16 protein-coding genes and 1 pseudogene are annotated in these 17,859 nt (G+C 65.3%); 8 read left to right on the top strand and 9 right to left on the bottom strand.

Features of this window, described 5'->3' with window-relative positions:
* Positions 1–550 precede the first annotated feature (550 nt).
* From ACWDUN_RS27095 to ACWDUN_RS27075, 5 genes are all read right to left on the bottom strand, one after another.
* Positions 551–1,036 carry a TIGR04338 family metallohydrolase gene (locus tag ACWDUN_RS27095; RefSeq protein ID WP_449933577.1) on the bottom strand — a complete coding sequence of 162 codons (486 nt, stop codon included), beginning with the start codon at positions 1,034–1,036 and terminating at the stop codon, positions 551–553.
* Positions 1,033–1,539, bottom strand: coding sequence for a hypothetical protein (locus tag ACWDUN_RS27090; RefSeq protein ID WP_449933576.1), 507 nt, complete (start codon positions 1,537–1,539; stop codon positions 1,033–1,035). Before ACWDUN_RS27090 ends, ACWDUN_RS27095 begins: the two co-directional genes overlap by 4 nt.
* On the bottom strand, positions 1,536–3,641 hold the full coding sequence (locus ACWDUN_RS27085; RefSeq protein ID WP_449933575.1) for a hypothetical protein: 2,106 nt from the start codon (positions 3,639–3,641) through the stop codon (positions 1,536–1,538). The genes ACWDUN_RS27090 and ACWDUN_RS27085 overlap by 4 nt, the downstream gene beginning before the upstream one ends.
* Positions 3,642–3,697: 56 nt before the next feature.
* On the bottom strand, positions 3,698–5,341 hold the full coding sequence (locus tag ACWDUN_RS27080; RefSeq protein WP_449933573.1) for a hypothetical protein: 1,644 nt from the start codon (positions 5,339–5,341) through the stop codon (positions 3,698–3,700).
* A gap of 104 nt (positions 5,342–5,445) precedes the next feature.
* A complete protein-coding gene (locus ACWDUN_RS27075) occupies positions 5,446–7,017 on the bottom strand; it encodes a hypothetical protein (protein WP_449933572.1) in 1,572 nt (523 codons plus the stop codon).
* A gap of 58 nt (positions 7,018–7,075) precedes the next feature.
* Between ACWDUN_RS27075 and ACWDUN_RS27070 the strand changes: the two are divergent.
* The 6 genes and pseudogenes from ACWDUN_RS27070 to ACWDUN_RS27045 all read left to right on the top strand — a co-directional run.
* Positions 7,076–7,234, top strand: a pseudogene (locus tag ACWDUN_RS27070) (TIGR04338 family metallohydrolase); the annotation flags it as partial.
* The gene (locus tag ACWDUN_RS27065) at positions 7,231–7,878 is read left to right on the top strand and encodes an O-methyltransferase (RefSeq protein ID WP_449933570.1); all 648 of its coding nucleotides are present in this window, start codon (positions 7,231–7,233) and stop codon (positions 7,876–7,878) included. The pseudogene ACWDUN_RS27070 and the gene ACWDUN_RS27065, both read left to right, overlap by 4 nt.
* Before the next feature lie 75 nt (positions 7,879–7,953).
* Positions 7,954–8,334, top strand: a complete 381-nt coding sequence (locus ACWDUN_RS27060; RefSeq protein ID WP_449933568.1) for an SRPBCC family protein — start codon at positions 7,954–7,956, stop codon at positions 8,332–8,334.
* Positions 8,335–8,336: 2 nt separating this feature from the next.
* Positions 8,337–9,830 (top strand): glycosyltransferase family 39 protein, encoded by a 1,494-nt coding sequence (locus tag ACWDUN_RS27055; RefSeq protein ID WP_449933567.1) that lies wholly within the window; start codon positions 8,337–8,339, stop codon positions 9,828–9,830.
* On the top strand, positions 9,830–11,944 hold the full coding sequence (locus ACWDUN_RS27050; RefSeq protein ID WP_449933650.1) for an MMPL family transporter: 2,115 nt from the start codon (positions 9,830–9,832) through the stop codon (positions 11,942–11,944). Before ACWDUN_RS27055 ends, ACWDUN_RS27050 begins: the two co-directional genes overlap by 1 nt.
* Before the next feature lie 61 nt (positions 11,945–12,005).
* Positions 12,006–13,244, top strand: a complete 1,239-nt coding sequence (locus ACWDUN_RS27045; protein ID WP_449933565.1) for a glycosyltransferase — start codon at positions 12,006–12,008, stop codon at positions 13,242–13,244.
* 7 nt (positions 13,245–13,251) lie between these two features.
* Here the strand turns inward: ACWDUN_RS27045 and ACWDUN_RS27040 are convergent, their stop codons facing one another.
* Genes ACWDUN_RS27040 through ilvD form a run of 3 tightly spaced genes read right to left on the bottom strand, consistent with a single transcriptional unit; the run spans position 13,252 to position 16,579 of the window.
* Entirely contained in the window at positions 13,252–14,190 is a 939-nt protein-coding gene (locus ACWDUN_RS27040; RefSeq protein WP_449933563.1) for a carbohydrate kinase family protein, read from the bottom strand.
* Positions 14,187–14,843 carry a class II aldolase/adducin family protein gene (locus ACWDUN_RS27035; protein ID WP_449933561.1) on the bottom strand — a complete coding sequence of 219 codons (657 nt, stop codon included), beginning with the start codon at positions 14,841–14,843 and terminating at the stop codon, positions 14,187–14,189. Before ACWDUN_RS27035 ends, ACWDUN_RS27040 begins: the two co-directional genes overlap by 4 nt.
* Positions 14,844–14,863: 20 nt before the next feature.
* Positions 14,864–16,579 carry a dihydroxy-acid dehydratase gene (gene ilvD / locus ACWDUN_RS27030; protein WP_449933559.1) on the bottom strand — a complete coding sequence of 572 codons (1,716 nt, stop codon included), beginning with the start codon at positions 16,577–16,579 and terminating at the stop codon, positions 14,864–14,866.
* An 80-nt stretch (positions 16,580–16,659) separates the two neighbouring features.
* Here ilvD and ACWDUN_RS27025 point away from each other — a divergent pair, with 80 nt between their 5' ends.
* Positions 16,660–17,244, top strand: a complete 585-nt coding sequence (locus ACWDUN_RS27025; protein WP_449933558.1) for a DUF305 domain-containing protein — start codon at positions 16,660–16,662, stop codon at positions 17,242–17,244.
* A 3-nt stretch (positions 17,245–17,247) separates the two neighbouring features.
* Positions 17,248–17,541, top strand: a complete 294-nt coding sequence (gene ricR / locus ACWDUN_RS27020) for a copper-sensing transcriptional repressor RicR (RefSeq protein WP_449933557.1) — start codon at positions 17,248–17,250, stop codon at positions 17,539–17,541.
* Here the strand turns inward: ricR and ACWDUN_RS27015 are convergent.
* Positions 17,538–17,849 carry a thiamine-binding protein gene (locus ACWDUN_RS27015; protein ID WP_449933648.1) on the bottom strand — a complete coding sequence of 104 codons (312 nt, stop codon included), beginning with the start codon at positions 17,847–17,849 and terminating at the stop codon, positions 17,538–17,540. The genes ricR and ACWDUN_RS27015 overlap by 4 nt on opposite strands.
* Positions 17,850–17,859 lie beyond the last annotated feature (10 nt).

The following is a 17,859-nucleotide window of genomic DNA, read 5'->3' as shown; positions in this document are numbered from 1 at the left end:
GACCATCGGCCATCAATATGGCGTGCCGCGCATGTCCCTCCTCGCAGACCAGGCGCGACAACGCGGCCGGCGATCGGGGTCTGCTGCAAACCCGTTCGTCTACGTCTTCTCTTCTCCGCATTACCAAATTGCCAGGAAGCGAGGGACCTTGCCATGGACAGCTATTGCATAATCGAGACTTTCGCCAACGGCGGTCCGGGGTCGGCCACCCTGCCGCCGTGGTACCGAAGCTAGCATTCGCACGGGTCGTAGACATCTTCCGACACCGTCTCGGCAGCTGACCCGCCAGTGTCAAGGCAAGGAGATGGGGCCGTACGACCCCGCCATTATGGCAACTGACTGCCGCGGGTCGAGCCACCGGAGTTCCGGATCGCTGTCGCGATGAGATTGTGCACGAGGTCTGCTATGGCCGGATACGGCCCGGTGAAGCTGGCGTAGCGCGACTTGCAGGGACACATGCCTACGCATTGGAGGCGGTGTTAGCCGCCGCAGTGGCCCTCTAGGCAACCGAAATGAGTTTCGCGACTGAGCGCCACGCACCCCAGCGCGACTAGTTTCGTGCACCCGATGAGTGATACCCAGCTCGCAGAAGCAGCGCTGCCGGTTCTCCTAGCACGACGCTAACCAAGAACAACATTGATTCCCGGAACTCCGTACCGTGCCATGCCGCCCCGGTCGACGTTGCTCTGAGCCCCCCGCTGACTGATACGTGATGGGCCAACTCGTGCAAGAGCGTACTTTCACGGCCGAATTCTCTGCTCCTCAGCGGAATCGCAATTGTCGCGTCGCGTAGTTCGTAATGGGCCTTCGTTTGGCCGCGGCGCTCTCTCACGTGGACCGGACCGGCGTTGGGATACTTCTCGCGAATGTGCTCGATAGCCAGAACATCGTCAACGTACCGCTGCATCGAAGGTACGTCGGCGAAGAGCCTCTGCCTCGGAACGTGGAGTTGCGAACCGAAGAATTCTACGGTTCCGCCCCGGTCGAGTACCGCCGACCATTGATGCTCAGCGCCGTAGACGGCGGATGCGCTCATTTATGACGCCTGGCCGCGGTGAGGGACGAGACATTGCCCGGATCGGTGTCGGTTTCCTCGCTTGCCGCGCTGGCGACAACTGCATCCAGCCGGGCACGCGCAGCGGTGTACAAAGCTTGGAGTGCGGCAACTGTCCGTGCAAGGTCTCGGGCTGCACCTTCCCAATGGATGGCGCGCTCCTTCAAGTCCCGGTTCTCCTCCACGAGCTTCTCGACCTGGTCTTCGAGCGCTATCTCTCGGGAGGAGCGATGGTCTCGCGCTATCTGCTCCCGCTCGGCCACGCAGTCCAAGAACAGGTCCTTGAGGTCGATATGTCTATGTGTCAGAGCCGATCGCGTCACATCGGCCTCTCGACGGAGCGCGTCAATGACTAGACGGTCATCGGGCGCTACAACGCGCGGCTGTCGGGTGATCAGGAGGCGTCGCATGGCGTCAACGATCTTCTTGCGCTCGACATCGGCTTCGTCTGCGACCGACGGGATGGCGTCTCGACGAAGTGTCATTCTGATGCACGTTCCTTGCTCTCGCGGGTGGAAGGATCGAGACCAGATTCGGTGATCTGTTCCTCGTAGGCTTCGATGAGTCGATCGGCCCGGATGGTCTCCTCCGCGGTAGCGCCTTGCTTCGAATATTCCAGTTCCGCTTGGCGATACCGCAGCCCACGGATCGATTCAGTGGTGAGCGCTTTGTTGGGGCAGACCAGCTTGCAGCCGGCTACGTCGGGCCCTGCGCCTTCCTTCGTGCAAGCTGACCACGGCAGATGGAAGATGCAGTAGGCATGGGCACCACCAGACAGTGGTACCTCGTAAACAGTTTGTCCCACTGATTTGGTGATCCGCTTCCACTCTTTGCTGAGAACCGGCGTCATCAGGTTTGCGGGATCAACCAGCTCCAGTTCTGCAGCGGCAAGATCCGCCACACCGCGGGCACGAACACCTGCCGGGCCACCCAAGGCGCCCAGACGCGACTCATTAACCAAATGTGCCAGCGCCTTTTCGGTGCGCTCGGACGTACGCCGTCCCAGTTTTGATTGCGTGGCGAGGCCACCGTATCCCTCGGTGACACGTGTGTCGTAGGGGTCGCGAACTTGGTGTCCAGCCTGGTGCGCGCCCGCAAGTACGCCGCCGATCTCTTGCTGGGTGAGAACCTCCGAGGTGCGGCGAAGGACGCTGAGGGTCATGTAGTCTTCGGCGTCTTCAGGGAAAGAGTACTCCGTGGGCAGATTCAACTGCTTTGCAAGGCCTCGCATTCGAGATACAAACTTACGAAGGTTAAAAATTGAAGTGTCGGTGGTCAGCCGATCAAATGAGTTGTCTGCGGACGCCGATCCCAAAGTTATGAAAAGCCGTCCGTGCCGCCCATTAAGCCTCTCTAGCACGCCGACGGCGCTGGCACCCAGCTCGGTTATCGCCCAGGACCGAACGACTCCGTCCATCCGTTGCATTCCGTCAATGCCATCTTGCCCCTTAAACGTTCTCCCGTAGAGCAGGTGCCGTACCTGACCGTCGGGTGCTTCGATGCGCTCGATCACCGACTCCGTCGTCCCATCGTCTCGGACTGTCGTCAACTCCAGATTGAGTAGCTCCTCCGGTCGCATTGACGAATTCAAACCGAGAACGAACAGTGCGGCGCTTTGGAGATCGATCTCGTGAGGGAGGAGTCGATAGTAGTCGAGTCCATGTGGCTGCCAACACTTTCCGTGAATCGTTCCCTCGACCTCAGTCGGAATGGGACACCATGTGGAGTCGTTGGCTCTGAGCTCTGGGAAGCGGTTCAAGAGGTCCACAAGGCCACCGCCACGGAACCGGATGGGCCACTTGAGTAGAAAACACATGTAGGCCATGGCATGTCCACCGGATGATGAGTCAGTCCAGGGGAGTTCGTCTCCGTACTTGCTTCGCCACGCTTCGACGAACGGCTTCGACTGCTGCACTCGCATCGGCTGGTCCTGGACAGTGGCAGGCGTGTAGTCGTTGACCGCGTCCCGAGCTCGAAAAATGTCTTCCGCGAACTGTTCGATGAACGCGACACTCCAAAGCAGCATCGGGGTGAGGATGTTGTCAGGCATAGGCGGTGTCTTGTTATCTGATTCACCGCGGTCACCTAGAAAGACCGTGTCGTCCACCCACGATGGTGCGGCGAGTCGCTCCGATGGAGCGAGATCGGCTGTGAGGTCGTGGAGAAGTCGAATGTCCGTGTAGTGCGATCCAGCGGCTGCTCGACACATCCGATCGCCTAAGGTGCCGACGTACGCGTCAATCGTCGCGCTGACAATGCCTGACATCGAACGCACTTCAGGGGTTTCGGTCTCTACATAGTTCAGGAACCCTCTGATGCTAATGAGGAAGTTCACGACACTGCGTGGCGAGGGCCACTGCTTTGTACGTGTACTGCCACGTTGAACCGCGCGGTCTGGCTTCCCTTCGTTTACGAGCATCCACACCGCCTTCTTCGCGGTGAATCTGAACCGGGCCGGGACTGTCGCGAAGTTGCAGACAAGACCCCACCGTATGCGGGGCGGTGCCATCGCGGCCAGGTCCCAGACGTCCGCGGAGAAGCTCGGAATATGGGTGTCTTTGCGGATGATTCTCTTCGCGTTGACCACTACAGGAGCGTCATCGTGCCAGTACTCGGACGACGTCGCGGTGCGCGTTGGTAACGTCACAGTTCTCCCCGGTCGACAAAAACTGATTGCCACACTTTCGATTTCAGCTCCGGACTGATGTTGCTACGGGCTGTAGAGACGGCTTCCGGCTGCACCTCGCTCAAAATCGTGGTGAGCTGCTGCCACGGGACGAAGTACTCACGGCGCCAACGGTCGCGGTCATCGTCGTCCTGCCGTTTCATGTCGAGGAGATCGAGTAAAGCGACCAGGGGAGAAAGGTTGCTCGTGACGACGTAGGCGTTCCTGCAACCTAGACAGGATAGCCACGATTTGTTGCAGTATGTGCCTGTGTCTGGGTTGTGCATAATGTCCCGGCACCGCGTGCCCTTCGCAGCTGGCGCTGGGTCGAGCCCCTCCGACACGGCCTCTTGCTCCGTCAAGAGGCGGACCGCCATACTTTCTGCCGCATCGAGGGCCTTCCGTTGGGCAGAACGGTGAATGTCCTCTAACTCCTGGAGTCTCTGCGGATCTTTCAAGATGTACGCATCGATCCAGGTAAGTTGCCGATTATCTACGGGCTGCTGTGCAACGCGCGTCAGATAAGTGCGATGGAGGCGCCTGAGGTCAAGACACAACTCGCCAGGAAGCCAGTTAGGAGACTTGGGAATATGCGTGATCTGGTTCGCGAGGACGCCGCTCCGCCTCATGAAGAGGATTAAGCTGCTGCTAGACAGTTCTTTCCAGGAATGGTGGTCGGGCGCGTGATTGTCAATCAGCGCTTCCGGGTTGACGTGAGCGGAGTGCCGCGCAGGGGCTGTGCAGTCCATGACCAGCGTGAGGACCTTCCCTAACGGCGAAGTGGCCTCGACGTTTTCGGCCATCAACGCGGTGTCGCTGGCCCGCCGACGTTTCTCTCGCTCGGTGGTGAAGATGGTGATGCTTTCAGCGCCGGCTGACGCGGCGGTGCTCGGTAGGCTTCGTCTTGCTGTCGTCGACGAGTTCTCTCCGGTCGTGGCAATGATTGCGGCGTATGCAGCGATGCCTTCCTCGGTCGTGAGGAAGAGCAGTGACCTAGCCTCCTCCATCTGAACATTTGAGTACGAGTCGAGGAGTCCGAGTGCCCGTCCGTGCTCCCTGGCCAGACGACGGTGGGGTGCTCCTAGCAATCTGTGGAGTGCGTGCCAGCGAGCGCGTTCCGCGGGCGCAACCGATGCCATGTGTGTAAGTGCCAGTGCCCAATTGGGCTCGATCCGCTTCAACGCTGCGCGCAAAGTTCGCTTCGCTGCGGAACGGATCTGCTGAAGCTCCGAGACGGTGTAGTGCTCGGGCAGGGGTTGGTCCTGTGTCTCCAAGAAACGTTGGGCCAGCACCTGCCCGACTTCGTAGGGAAGTCCGCGATGTTGCAGAAGAATGGTGCGTACGGCGCCTAGCCTCGAATTGCGGCCCTTGGCAGCGGCTTTCGGGTACTTGTCGCGACTCCATGCGACAAAATCTGCCCAGTCATCGGCGGCTAGGTCATCCAAGCTGCCGATGCCGCGTTCAGCGGCCCACGTGAGGAAGCTGCGACTGCGTGAGGAGCCTGCTCGTGCACTCTCGATCGAACGCCACGATCCGGCGGGCCCTGTCACTTCGGCGATGCAACTGACCCATTGTCGGCGGATCTCCTCGGCGCCAGGCGAATTTGAGTAAGGCAACTTCATGTGCCGTACGCCGCTTTCATCCCAAACCGTGACGGTCAACCCGTCCGAGCTGATTCGGCTCCTCGTTTCCCCGTCAGGCAGCGACGCGAACTGTCCCCTAGACATCAAACATCCTGGCCGCTCAACGCCGGCAGGACGGTCTCGCGGCGGGCGTGCAGAGCTTCGTATATTTGCCTAAATGTCGGCTCGCGGAAGATGTTGATACCTCTCAGATCCTTCACCGCTAGGAGGTATGCGTCCATTGTGGTCGATAGATCGCGATGTCCGAGTTGCCATTGCACAGCCGTGTACGCATCCTCGTACCGACTTGGGCTGTAAGCGGCGGGCGGTGACCCGAGTTCCTCGTCAATCACTCTGTGCCACATGATCAGCCAGTTCAAAGCGAACGAGTAACGAAGAGTATTGGCTGTCGGGTAAGGGACGTTGCCTACGAAACCCGCGTCCGTGCATACTTCTTGCCACCTTTCTGTTGCTCGCTGGATGACCTTGGTCATGTTCTTTTCGTCGGCGGGTTGACCGCTTTCGGTGAGCCATAGCATCGCCGGCTCCCAGTCGCCGTCTATCTCGATCAATAGCCTGCGTCGAACAGGATCGAAGAGTTGGTCGTGACTAACCCAAGAACTACGGCCATCAATCTGGATTTCTAGCTTTCCGCGTTTGAACCGATGGTTCGTTATCCGGTGCCAGCTAGCGTCGTTGTATCTCCCTTGTCGCTGACCTAGCGCGACCGCCCGTCTACGTTCCTGCATGATGTGCCTTCTGAGCACACCGACGGTTGACCAAGGCATCACGATAGTTCGGGACCGTCCATTTTTGGTGATGGAACTGGGCACTCGCATTTCAGCGAATGCGCTGCTGCTGTCGCGCGGAAGTTCTAATGCCAGTAGTAGGCTGGTCTCGCCTTCTCGTGTTCCGCAAAAATAGAGCGTCTCCACAAACGTCGCATTGCGCTGAGTATTTCTGCCGCGAAAAGCTGGATCTTCGCCCGCTCCTATGAGCTTCTTACCTGAGTTAGTTGTGGCTACTGCGTAGCCCTTCAGCGCGACATCAGACCAGAGCCTGAAGGTTTCTGGCTCAATCCAGTCGACGCGTCGAATTCTAGCGTTCTTGCTTCTCCAGCCGCCTGCCTTAGCGGTTGTAGTGCGTTCGTCCTTGAACTTGAGTTCGGGGCCATAGTCGTCGATAGGGTTATGGGACGTATAATTTCGTTTCTGTGCCCACCTGAAAAATAGTGAGAGTGCGGCCACCTCCTTATTCCACGTCGATCCGGTAATTGGCTTGTCGTTTCTAATTGGATCGGTACGCCAGTCTTTCCACTCTTGGAGATCATTGGTGTCCATCTCATGCAACGCTTTGGGAAGATCCCGGCTTGCGAGCCATCGAATGACCGGCGGGTAAATGGTCGCGTATGTTGTGCGTGTGCCTTGCTTCAATCGTGGCCACCGAGAAGTACGCAAAAACTCGGTGAAGACTCGCTCCGTCCGGTATGTCTCGGGCGAGGTGCGCAGCCGGGCAAGGTCGATGACGATCGGAGTTCCGGGCTTGATGCCCGCCTGTCTTTCGAGGTCCTCGAGGGAACCGCACCATGTCAACTCGGGCAACAAGTCTGGGGGAGTGGAGCTGTTGCCGCCCGCAAGAACAGTCAGCCACCGCTTGTCGAGGACCTTCTTTTCCACTGCACACCGCCTATCGGAGGTAACTCGGCTGAACGTAACACCCACTATGTCCACAGAAGTGCTTCTGCACGAACTGGCTCACCACCTGGCCGGTACCGGCGCGCCCCACGGACGTGAGTATGTCGGCACGATGACCGAACTGGCAGGGTGTGTGATGGGACCGGAGGTCGCGCATGTGCTGCGGGTGATCTACGCGAAAGAGGGGGTGGCCGGATGACCGAGCCGGCGGCTGTCGACGCCATGCTGGACGAACTGCTGCACACCGAGGACGAGGCGCTGCGGGCCGCGCGGGAGTCCACCGGGCCCGCGGGTATGCCCGCCATCGAGGTGTCCGCCCAACACGGTCGGCTGTTGTCGCTGTACGCGCGCATCACCGGCGCCCGGCGGGTTCTCGAAATCGGCACGCTGGCCGGTTATTCGACCATCTGTCTGGCGCGCGGGGTGGGACCGCAGGGGCGCGTCGTCACGTGCGAATACGAGCCCCGCCACGCCGAGGTGGCCCGCCAGAACCTGGAGCGCGCCGGGGTGGCCGACCGCGTCGAGGTGATCGTTGGCGCCGCGCTCGACACGTTGGCGACACTGAGCGGTCCGTTCGACATGTTCTTCATCGACGCCGACAAGGAGAACAACCGCGCGTATGTCGAGGCGGCTGTCGCCTTGGCCGAGCCGGGGGCGTTGATCATCGTCGACAACATCGCGCGCGGCGGACGGGTGCTCGACCCCGCCCCCGATGATCACCAGGCGGCGGCGGTGCGCGCCATGTTGGCGATGATCGGGCAGCACCCACGTCTGGAGGCTGCGGCGATCCAGACCGTCGGCGCGAAGGGCTGGGACGGATTCGCGGTCGCGCTGGTGAACTGAGCACCGATCGCGGCACCGAACGGGCTCTTTCGATTGCGCGATTCGGATAGGTCGCGCCTGGGTATCTGATCGCCCGTGTGGACGGCGAAGAGGCAAGTCGCCGCGCCTGCAGACACGGTGTGGCGCATCCTCACCGATCTGCACGCGTGGCCGCAGTGGGGTCTGACCGTGTCCGGTGCCGAACTCGACGGCACCGCGTTCCTGCTCGGAGCGACGGGCCGGGTGTGGACACCGGTGGGTATTCCGCTGCCCTTCGTCATCACCGAGTTCGATCCCGAACACCTCTGGGGCTGGGATGTCGCCGGCGTACCCGCCACCAGGCACGGCGTCGAGGAACGTGCTGACGGTTGCCTGGTCTGGATGAGCGCGCCGCTGTGGGCGCCCGCATACCTGCCGGTGCTGGAAATCGCGGTGCGCCGCATCGAACGCATGGCGACCGCCGCGGGTCCCGACTGACCGTGCCCGGCCGCTTCGACGCGCCGGTGATCGGCGCCGTGGCGTTCGCGGTCAACGTCATGGGCATCGGACGGCCGTCGCTGTGGATCGATGAGGCCGCGACGGTCTCGGCGTCCACCCGATCGGTCGCCGAACTGTGGGCGCTGACCGACAATGTCGATGCCGTGCACGGCGCCTACTACCTGCTGCTGCACCTGTGGTCGATGCTGACGCCGGCCGGCGAGTTCTGGCTGCGGTTGCCCAGCGCACTGCTGGTCGGTGTCGCGGCCGCCGGGGTGGTGATGCTCGGACGCCGGCTCTCGACGCGCTCGGTGGGCATCGCCGCCGGCCTGGTCTTCGCGGTGTTGCCGCGCACCACCTGGGCGGCGGCCGAGGCCCGCCCATACGCCCTGTCGATGGCCTGCGCGGTGTGGCTGACGGTGCTGTTGACGGTCGCGCTGCATCGTCGCAAAGGGTGGATCTGGGTCGGGTACGGCGTCGCATTGGCGGCCGCCGCCGTGACGAATGTGATGGTGCTGCTGCTGATCTCCGCGCACGCCGTCGCGGTCACGACCGCACCACGTCGCGCGATGACGGCATGGCTGGCGTCCACGACGGCCGCGCTGGCGGCGGTGCTGCCGTTGCTGATGACGCTGTACCGACAGCGCACCCAGGTGGAGTGGATCTGGCCGCTCAGCCCGGCGACGGCCGGACAGATCTTCGCCGAGCAGTACTTCCCGTCGGTGTACTCGGACGGTCTGCGCGCGGTCGGCCCGGACCAGCAGCAGTTCACCGGTGAACAACTCGCGGTGGCCGCACAGTCGTGGCTGCGGGTGGTACCGCTGATCAGCATCATCGTCGTGCTCACCGTCGCCGCGGTGTGGAAGTGTCGCCGCCGGACCGTCGACGCGCCGTCGGGTTCCCGGCTGCTGGTCACCGTGTGCGCGACCTGGATCCTGCTGCCCACCGCGCTGCTGGTCGGATACACCGCACTCGTGCAACCCATCTATCAGCCGCACTATCTGAGCTTCACCACCCCGGCGGCCGCACTGCTGATCGGGTGCGGCGTTGTCGTGGTGGGTGGCAGCGTCCGCGGTATCGCCGCATTGCTGGCTCTCATCGCGGTGGCCGCCCTGCCGAATTACCTGGCCCAGCGCTCGCCCTACGCCAAATACGGCTCGGACTACAGCCAACTCGCCGGCCTGCTCGCCGACCGCGGTGAACCCGGGCAGTGCCTGCACCTCGACGGCACGCTTGGCGAATCGGCGGTGCACGGCATCGAAGGAGCGCGACTGCTGCGCGGTGACGGGTTGGTCGACACCACGGTCGATGAGACTGCGCTGCAACGTGATTCGTTGTTCGCCTCCCGACTGGCCGGCGCGCAGGCCGCCGTCGATTGCGATGTGCTGTGGGTTCTCACCCCCGACGATCGCACCGTCGTCGAGCCCGGCTACCGGCTCGATGGGCGGTGGCAGTTCAACCAGAATCAGGTACTGCGGACGGTCCGGGATCGATGATGCTGCAGACTCTTTCGCGCTGGGCCTTGCTGGCACCGCGCCGTGTGCTGGTGATCGTCGCGCTGCTGGCATCGGCGGCCGCGGTAGTCGGAGTGCCGGTGGCGGGCCATCTGAGCGCCGGCGGCTTCCAGGATCCGGCGGCCGAATCATCGCGCGCGAACCGCGTCCTGTCCGAGGACTTCGGGCGCAGCGATGTCCAACTCGTCCTGGTGCTCGGCCACCCCGCGGGCGCCCGCAGCGCGCCGACCGCCGCGGCCGGCCGGCAGATCGTGAAGCTGTTGCAGGACAACGAGAACGTGATCGGTGTGCTCTCCCCGTGGGCGTCGCCGCCGCCGGTCGCGGAGTCCCTCTACGCGGCCGACGGCCGGACCGCGCTGATCATCGCCGACCTGCGCGGCGGGGAGAGCCGGGCACCGGCATATGGCAAGGAACTGGTCGCCGCCGTCGACGCCGAGATCCTGCCCGGACATCCCGGCGTGACGGTCACGCCGGGCGGATCGGCGATGGTGTTCGCGCAGATCACCGACCAGACGCTGCGCGACGTGTTGATCATGGAGTCCATCGCCGTGCCGCTGAGCCTGCTGGTGCTCGTCTGGGTGTTCGGCGGATTGGCCGCGGCCACGCTGCCGTTGGTGGTCGCCGCCGCCGCCATCGCGGGTTCCCTGGCGGTGTTGCGCCTGATCACGCTGTGGACCGAGGTGTCGATCTTCGCGTTGAGCCTGTCCACCGCGCTGGGATTTGCCCTGGCGGTGGACTACACGTTGCTGATCCTCAGCCGCTATCGCGACGAGATCGACGGCGGGGCCGCCCGTGATCAGGCGGTGCGCACCACGATGGCCACGGCCGGTCGGACGATCGTGTTCTCGGCACTCATCGTCACACTGTCGATGTCCGCGATGGTGGTCTTCCCGATGCCCTTCCTGCGGTCCTTCGCCTACGCCGGCACGGCGACCGTGGCGCTGTGCGCGCTGGCCGCGCTGGTGCTCACCCCGACCGGCATCGTGCTGCTCGGCGCACGTGTCGGCGGAACCGGTGGCCGGCACCGCACCCGGCGCGCGCGGCACAACTTCTGGTACCGCAGCACCGCGTTCGTCGTCCGGCATGCCGTGGCGCTCGGCCTGGCGGGCTCGGCGCTGCTGATCGTGCTGGGTGCGCCGTTCCTGGACGCCCGGTGGGGGAATCCCGATGATCGTGCGCTGCCGGCGTCGGCATCCGCGCATCAGGTGGGTGATGTGCTGCGTGCGGAGTTTCCCGGCCGTTCGGGTACCGAGAGCATCATCGTCGTCCCCGACGCCGCGGGCCTGACGGCGGCGGACTGGGCGGCGCACCGGGCGGCGGTGGCCGGCGTGGACGGGGTGCTGGCGGTGTCGGGGCCCATCGGATCCCCGGCGGGCAGCGCGTTCCTGACCGTGGCCGGGGAGGCGCCGCTGTACTCGCAGGCGTCCGAGCGCCAGCTCGACGAGTTACGCGCGTTGCCGGGGCCGGCCGGGCGCGGGGTGGACATCACCGGTGCCGCCGCGGTGAACCGGGACGGCGTGCAGGCCATCGCCGACCGGCTGCCCGTGGTGCTGGGCCTGATGGCCGCGGTGATCGTCGTCGTGCTGTTCGCGTTGACCGGCAGCGTGGTGCTGCCGCTCAAGGCGCTGGTGCTCAACATGCTGTCGCTGAGCGCCGCGTTCGGTGCGTTGGTGTGGATCTTCCAGGAGGGGCATCTCGGCGCCCTCGGCACCACCGCGACCGGCACGCTGGTGGCCACCATCCCGGTGTTGTTGTTCTGCATCGCGTTCGGTCTGTCGATGGACTACGAGGTGTTCCTGCTGGCCCGGATCCGCGAGTATTGGCGGACCACGCGCGATCAGGACCGCAGCGTGATTCTCGGCCTGGCCCACACCGGCCGGGTGGTGACCGCCGCGGCGTTGATCATGTCCATCTCCTTTGCGGGCCTGGTCGCCGCGCAGGTGTCGTTCATGCGGATGTTCGGGGTGGGTCTGGTGCTGGCGGTGCTGGTCGACGCCACATTGGTGCGGATGGTCCTGCTGCCGGCGTTCATGCATCTGCTCGGCCGCTGGAACTGGTGGCCGGACCGAAATCGTTCAACATCTGAACCAATCTGAGATCCGGCGGGCTCCGAATGCCAATTGACGAGGTCGACAATGTGCAAGGAGGAGTCCGGCGATGGCCACGATCCTGGCCTACACGGCACCGGCGCTGGGACATCTGTATCCGTTCTGTGCGCTGCTGACCGAGCTCGCGAAACGCGGCCATGAGGTGCACCTGCAGACCCTGGCCGCCGGGGTGCCGTTGTGCCGCCGGCTCGGCTTCCACGCCATGGCGGTCGACCCGCGCATCGAGACACTGCAGCATGACGACACCGTCACCGGGGTGCTGCGGGCCGCCACCGACACCGTCCGGCTGTTGACCCGACGCGCGGTGTTCGAGGTCGCCGATATCGGCGACGGGATCGCCGAGGCCGCGCCGGATGTGGTCATCGTCGACTCGAACTGCTGGGGTGCGATATCGGCCATGGAGGCCGCGGACCTGCCGTGGGTGGTCTTCTCACCGTTCACGCCCTATCTGCGTGCGCCCGGCCTGCCACCCTTCGGGGCGGGTGCCCGGCCCCGGTCCGGACCGCTGGGTCGGGTCCGCGACTGGGGCATCGGACTGGTCACCCGCCGGGTTTTCGACCGACCGTTCCGTCGCGGGCTGGCACCGCTACGCGCCGCGCTGGACGTGCCGCAGGTGCGGACCGCCGATGCGCTGCTGCGCCGTGCCCCCGCAGTGCTGGTCGCGACCGGTAAGCCCCTGGAGTATCCGATCACCGAGTGGGGTCCGTCGGTCGAGTTCGTCGGGCCCGCCGCATTCGACCCGCCCGCCGTGCAGCACCCGGAATGGTTGGACGATATCGAGCGGCCCATCGTGCTGGTCACCACGTCCTCGCTGCCGCAGGCAGATGAGCGGCTGGTCCGCACCGCGATCGCCGCGCTCGACGGGTCCGGGCTGCACGTGGTCGCCACCTCGCCGGCCCGACCCATCCCGGCCGCCGCCGGGGGTGCGGGGGCGACGCTGGCCCAGTTCGTGCCGCACGGGCTGCTGCTGGACCGCGCGGTGTGCGTCATCACCCACGGCGGCATGGGAGTCACCCAGAAGGCGCTGGCCCGCGGCATCCCGGTCTGCGTGGTGCCCTTCGGCCGGGATCAGTTCGAGGTGGCCCGCCGGGTCGAGGTGGCGCGCTGCGGTGTCCGGCTGCCGGCCCGCAAGCTCACCGCCGATACGTTGCGTGCCGCCGTCGCTGCCGCGATGTCGATGACCGACGGGGCCGCAGCAGTGGCACGGGGGTTCGCGACCACCGGTGGTGTGTGCCGCGGCGCCGATATCGTCGAACGTGAACTGTGCCGGCGCGCCGCCTCCGGCTGACCGCCGGTCAGGTGGAAACCGTTGCCGTGCCCGCGAACTCGTCGACGGTGGCCAGGCTGTAGGCGCCGGCATCGGTGCCGAGTCCCTGCGCCACCTGCGCTGCGGTCGCGCAACCGAGGCGGGCGGAGTCCTGCAGTGAACGCCCCAGTGCGCGGCCCAGGATGAAGCCCGCCGAGAAGGCATCACCGCAGCCGGTGGTGTCGATGACATCGATGGCGTAGGCGGGGATCTCGAAGACCTCATCGGCGGTGACGACCAGCGCCCCGTCGCCGCCGCGTGTCACCGCGACACAGCGCACACCCATCTCGATCAGGGTGTGCGCCCCGGACACCAGATCCTTCGCACCGGTGAAGCCCAGAACCTGCTCGTCATTGGGTAGCAGGTAGTCGGTGTGCGGCAGGGCATCGGAAATCCACTGCAGCAGACCGGGATCACCGCCGGCCAGGATGTCGATGGAGGTGCTGATGCCCGCAGAGCGGGCCCGCCCCAACAGTTCCGCAGCGGCCGGACCGCCGATGAACTCCGGGCCGCCCACGTGCAGATGTGTGCAACCGTCGAGGTCGACGGCGGCGTTCCCGAACGCGGCGTTGCTGCCCACGCAATGCCAGGCGGGCCGGTCTCCGTTGGGCCGCAACGGTATGACCGACGCGGAGGTCTGCGTCGCACCGGTACGGACCAGGCCCTCGGTGTCAATCCCCTCACGGTCGAGCGCGGCGATCAGCGAGTCGGCCAACGGGTCATCACCGGTGGTGCCGTAGGAGCGCACCCGGGCGCCGAGCCTGCTCAGCACCACCGCGGTACCCCCGGCGGTGCCGGCCGGTGACATCCGGATGGTCTGCACCAGCTGGCCGTCGGAACCTCCGGGCAGCGAATCGATTCCGACCACATGGATATCGAGGACGTGCACGCCGACCGCGGCGACGCAGACCTCGGAGGCATCTGTCATGGCTCGTTCTCCCGGGGTTGTCCATAACGTAGCGTCAGCGCTTGCAGGACGACGGCCTGCTGCTGCGCCTCGGTCAACGGTTGTGGCTCGGTGACCTGTGCCACCTGTAACAGCAGCGCCGCCAGCCACTCGACCAGCATTGCGTTCTCGACCGCCTTGTCCAGGCCGGCCCCGATCGCGACCGAGCCGTGATTGGCCATCAGCGCGGCCTGTCGTCCCTGCAGCGCCTCGACCACCGCCGCGGCCAGTTCGGGCGTCCCGAACGTGTGATACGGCGCGATGCGCAGTTCACCGCCCAGCAGCATCTGCTGATAGTGCAGCACCGGCATCGACGAGAAGCGTTCGGTGGCACAGGCGACCGCCGTCGCGTGGGGAGCATGGGTGTGTACGACGGCGTGCGCGTCGCCGGCCTGGTAGACCGCAAGGTGCAGGCCGAGTTCGGAGGTCGGGGTGAACCGGCCGCGCAGCACCCTGCCGTCCAGCGCGACCTCGACGATATCGTCGGGTTCGCAGCGAGCCAGCGCAATGCCGCTGGCGGTCACGAAGATCCGGTCGTCCGCGCGCACCGACACGTTGCCGGCGGTGCCGATCAGCAGACCTTCATCGGCGAGGCGGCGCGCCGCCGCGGCGAGTTGTTCTGCGGGATCAGTCATGCGCAGTGTCGTCCCGGCGGCTAGGTGCAGACCGCCCCGACCGCCGCCGACTGCACCAACTTGGTGTACTTGGCCAGCACGCCGGTGGTGTAACGCGGCGGCAACGGCTCGAAACCTGCCTTGCGCGAATTCAATTCGGCCTCGTCGACCAGCAGGTCCAACGTGCCGTTGGCGACATCGAGGCGGATGCGGTCACCGTCGCGCACAAACGCGATGGGTCCACCGTCGACGGCCTCGGGGGCGATGTGTCCGACACACAGCCCCGTGGTGCCGCCCGAGAACCGGCCGTCGGTCATCAGCAGCACATCCTTGCCCAGTCCGGCACCCTTGATGGCGCCGGTGATCGCCAGCATCTCGCGCATACCGGGGCCGCCCTTGGGACCCTCGTAACGGATGACGACGACATCGCCATGGGTGATGGTGCCGTCCTCCAGAGCGTCGAGTGCGGCCCGCTCCCGCTCGAAAACCCGTGCCGTGCCCTCGAACACATCGGAGTCGAAGCCGGCGGACTTCACCACCGCGCCCTCCGGCGCCAGCGAGCCGTGCAGGATGGTGATGCCGCCGGTGGGGTGGATCGGATTGTCCATCGCGCGCAGCACCTTGCCGTCCGGATCCGGCGGCTCGATGTGGGCGAGATTCTCGGCCATCGTCTTGCCGGTCACGGTCAGGCAGTCCCCGTGCAGCAGACCGGCATCCAGCAGTGCCTTCATCACCACCGGCACCCCACCGATCTCGTCGACATGCTTCATCACATGCCGGCCGAACGGTTTGACGTCGGCCAGGTGCGGCACCCGGTTGCCGACCCGGGTGAAATCGGCGAGTGTCAACTCGACCTCGGCCTCGCGCGCAATGGCCAGCAGATGCAGCACCGCATTGGTCGACCCACCGAACGCCATGACCACCGCGATGGCGTTCTCGAAAGCCTGCTTGGTCAGGATGTCGCGGGCGGTGATCCCGCGGCGCAGCAACTCCACCACGGCCTCACCGGATTTGGCGGCGTACTCGTCGCGGCGCTTGTCGATGGCGACCGGGGAGGCGCTGCCCGGCAGCGACAATCCCAGCGCCTCGGCCGCGGAGGCCATGGTGTTGGCGGTGTACATACCGCCGCAGGCACCTTCGCCGGGACAGATGGCGCGCTCGATGATGTCGACGTCCTCGCGGGACATCAGCCCGCGGGCGCATGCCCCGACCGCCTCGAAGGCGTCGATGATGGTGACTTCCTTCTCGGTGCCGTCGGTCAGCTTGGCGGTGCCCGGCATGATCGAACCGTTGTAGAAGAACACGCTCGCCAGATCGAGGCGGGCGGCGGCCATCAGCATGCCGGGGATCGACTTGTCGCAACCGGCCAGCAGCACGGTGCCGTCCAGCCGCTCGGCCTGCACGACGGTTTCGACGCTGTCGGCGATCACCTCCCGCGAGACCAGCGAGAAGTGCATGCCCTCGTGACCCATCGAGATGCCGTCGGAAACCGAGATGGTGCCGAACTCCAGCGGGTAGCCACCGCCGGCGTGCACGCCGCCCTTGACCGCCTGGGCCAGCCGCTGCAGCGACATGTTGCACGGCGTGATCTCGTTCCACGACGAGCCGACGCCGATCTGCGGTTTGGCCCAGTCGTCGTCACCCATCCCGACGGCTCGCAGCATGCCGCGGGCCGCGGTTTTCTCCAGGCCGTCGGTGACGTCGCGACTGCGGGGCTTGATATCGACGCCGGGAAGAGAATCAGGGGCTGAGGGCATGAACGTAAGTATGCCTTCGTGTGCCGGCCCGTCACAGCCGATTGTTCATACCCCTGCGGGGTACCGGGTAGCCTGGTCGTATGAGGCGTGCGGGTCCGATCGTTGCGGTGCTGGTGGCCGCCACGATATCGGCGTGCGGCGCGCCCGACCCCGCGCCGGAGACGGCGACCGCCGCCGCCGAGACGTCGGAGACCGCGGCGTTGACCCCGGGGGTCAACGCCACCGACCGCGCCTTCGCCAACGCCATGCTGGCCCAGCGGCCGCATGTCGAGCAGATGATTGCCCTGGCGCGCAGCAACTCCGGCGACCCGCGGTTGATCGCGCTCGCGGATGTCCTGGCCGTCAGCGAGAAGCAGCAGAGCGACACGGTGAACGCGTTGCTGGTGCAGTGGAGCGACGGGCAGGAGGGCGGTCAGGGTCCGCCGCCGGACGGGCCCACCCTGTTCGACAAGGGCGCCGTCGAACGGCTCGGGTCGCTGTCGGGTCCCGAGTTCGACAGACTGTGGTTGCAGGCCATGCTCAACCATCACCAGGCGGTGATGATCATGGCGTCCTCCGAGATCAGGGAAGGTGAAGACGTCAACGCCAAGACCCTGGCGCAGGCGATCATCAGTACCCGCCAGGAGGAGACCGGACACATGCAGCGATTGTTGGGAGGCGGATAGCGGATGAGTGAAGCAGAACACGGCTATTCGCCGCAGAAGGACAACTACGCCAAGCGGTTGCGCCGCATCGAGGGGCAGGTCCGCGGGATCGCCAAGATGATCGATGACGACAAGTACTGCATCGACATCCTCACCCAGATCAGCGCCGTGAACAGTGCTCTGCAGTCGGTGGCCCTCGGGCTGCTCGACGAACACCTGGGCCACTGCGTCACCCAGGCGGTCTCCGCGGGCGGTGATGAGGCCGATGCCAAGCTGGCCGAGGCCTCGGCCGCGATCGCCCGGCTGGTTCGGTCCTAGGCCCCGGCATCCTCGATCGCCGCCTCCAGGCGTGCGACCTTGCCGTCCAGTTCGCCGTCGCGGCCCGGCCGGATATCGGCCTTGAGCACCAACGAGATCCGGGATCCGAACGGCTGCACGGCCTCGGTCGCCCGCTTGATGACGTCGAAGACCTCATCCCAGGAGCCCTCCAGCTCGGTGAACATGCTGGAGGTGCGGTTCGGCAGACCGGACGCGCGTACCACCTTGACCGCGGCGGCGACGGCGTCGCTCACCGAGCCGTCCTCGCGGCCGGTGCCCGAGGGGCTGATGCTGAAGGCGACGATCATGTCGTCCATT

This window comes from Mycobacterium sp. NPDC003323 (genome assembly GCF_053589535.1).
Note: the sequence above shows the minus strand (reverse complement) of the source record. Positions and strands in the feature narration are given on the sequence as shown.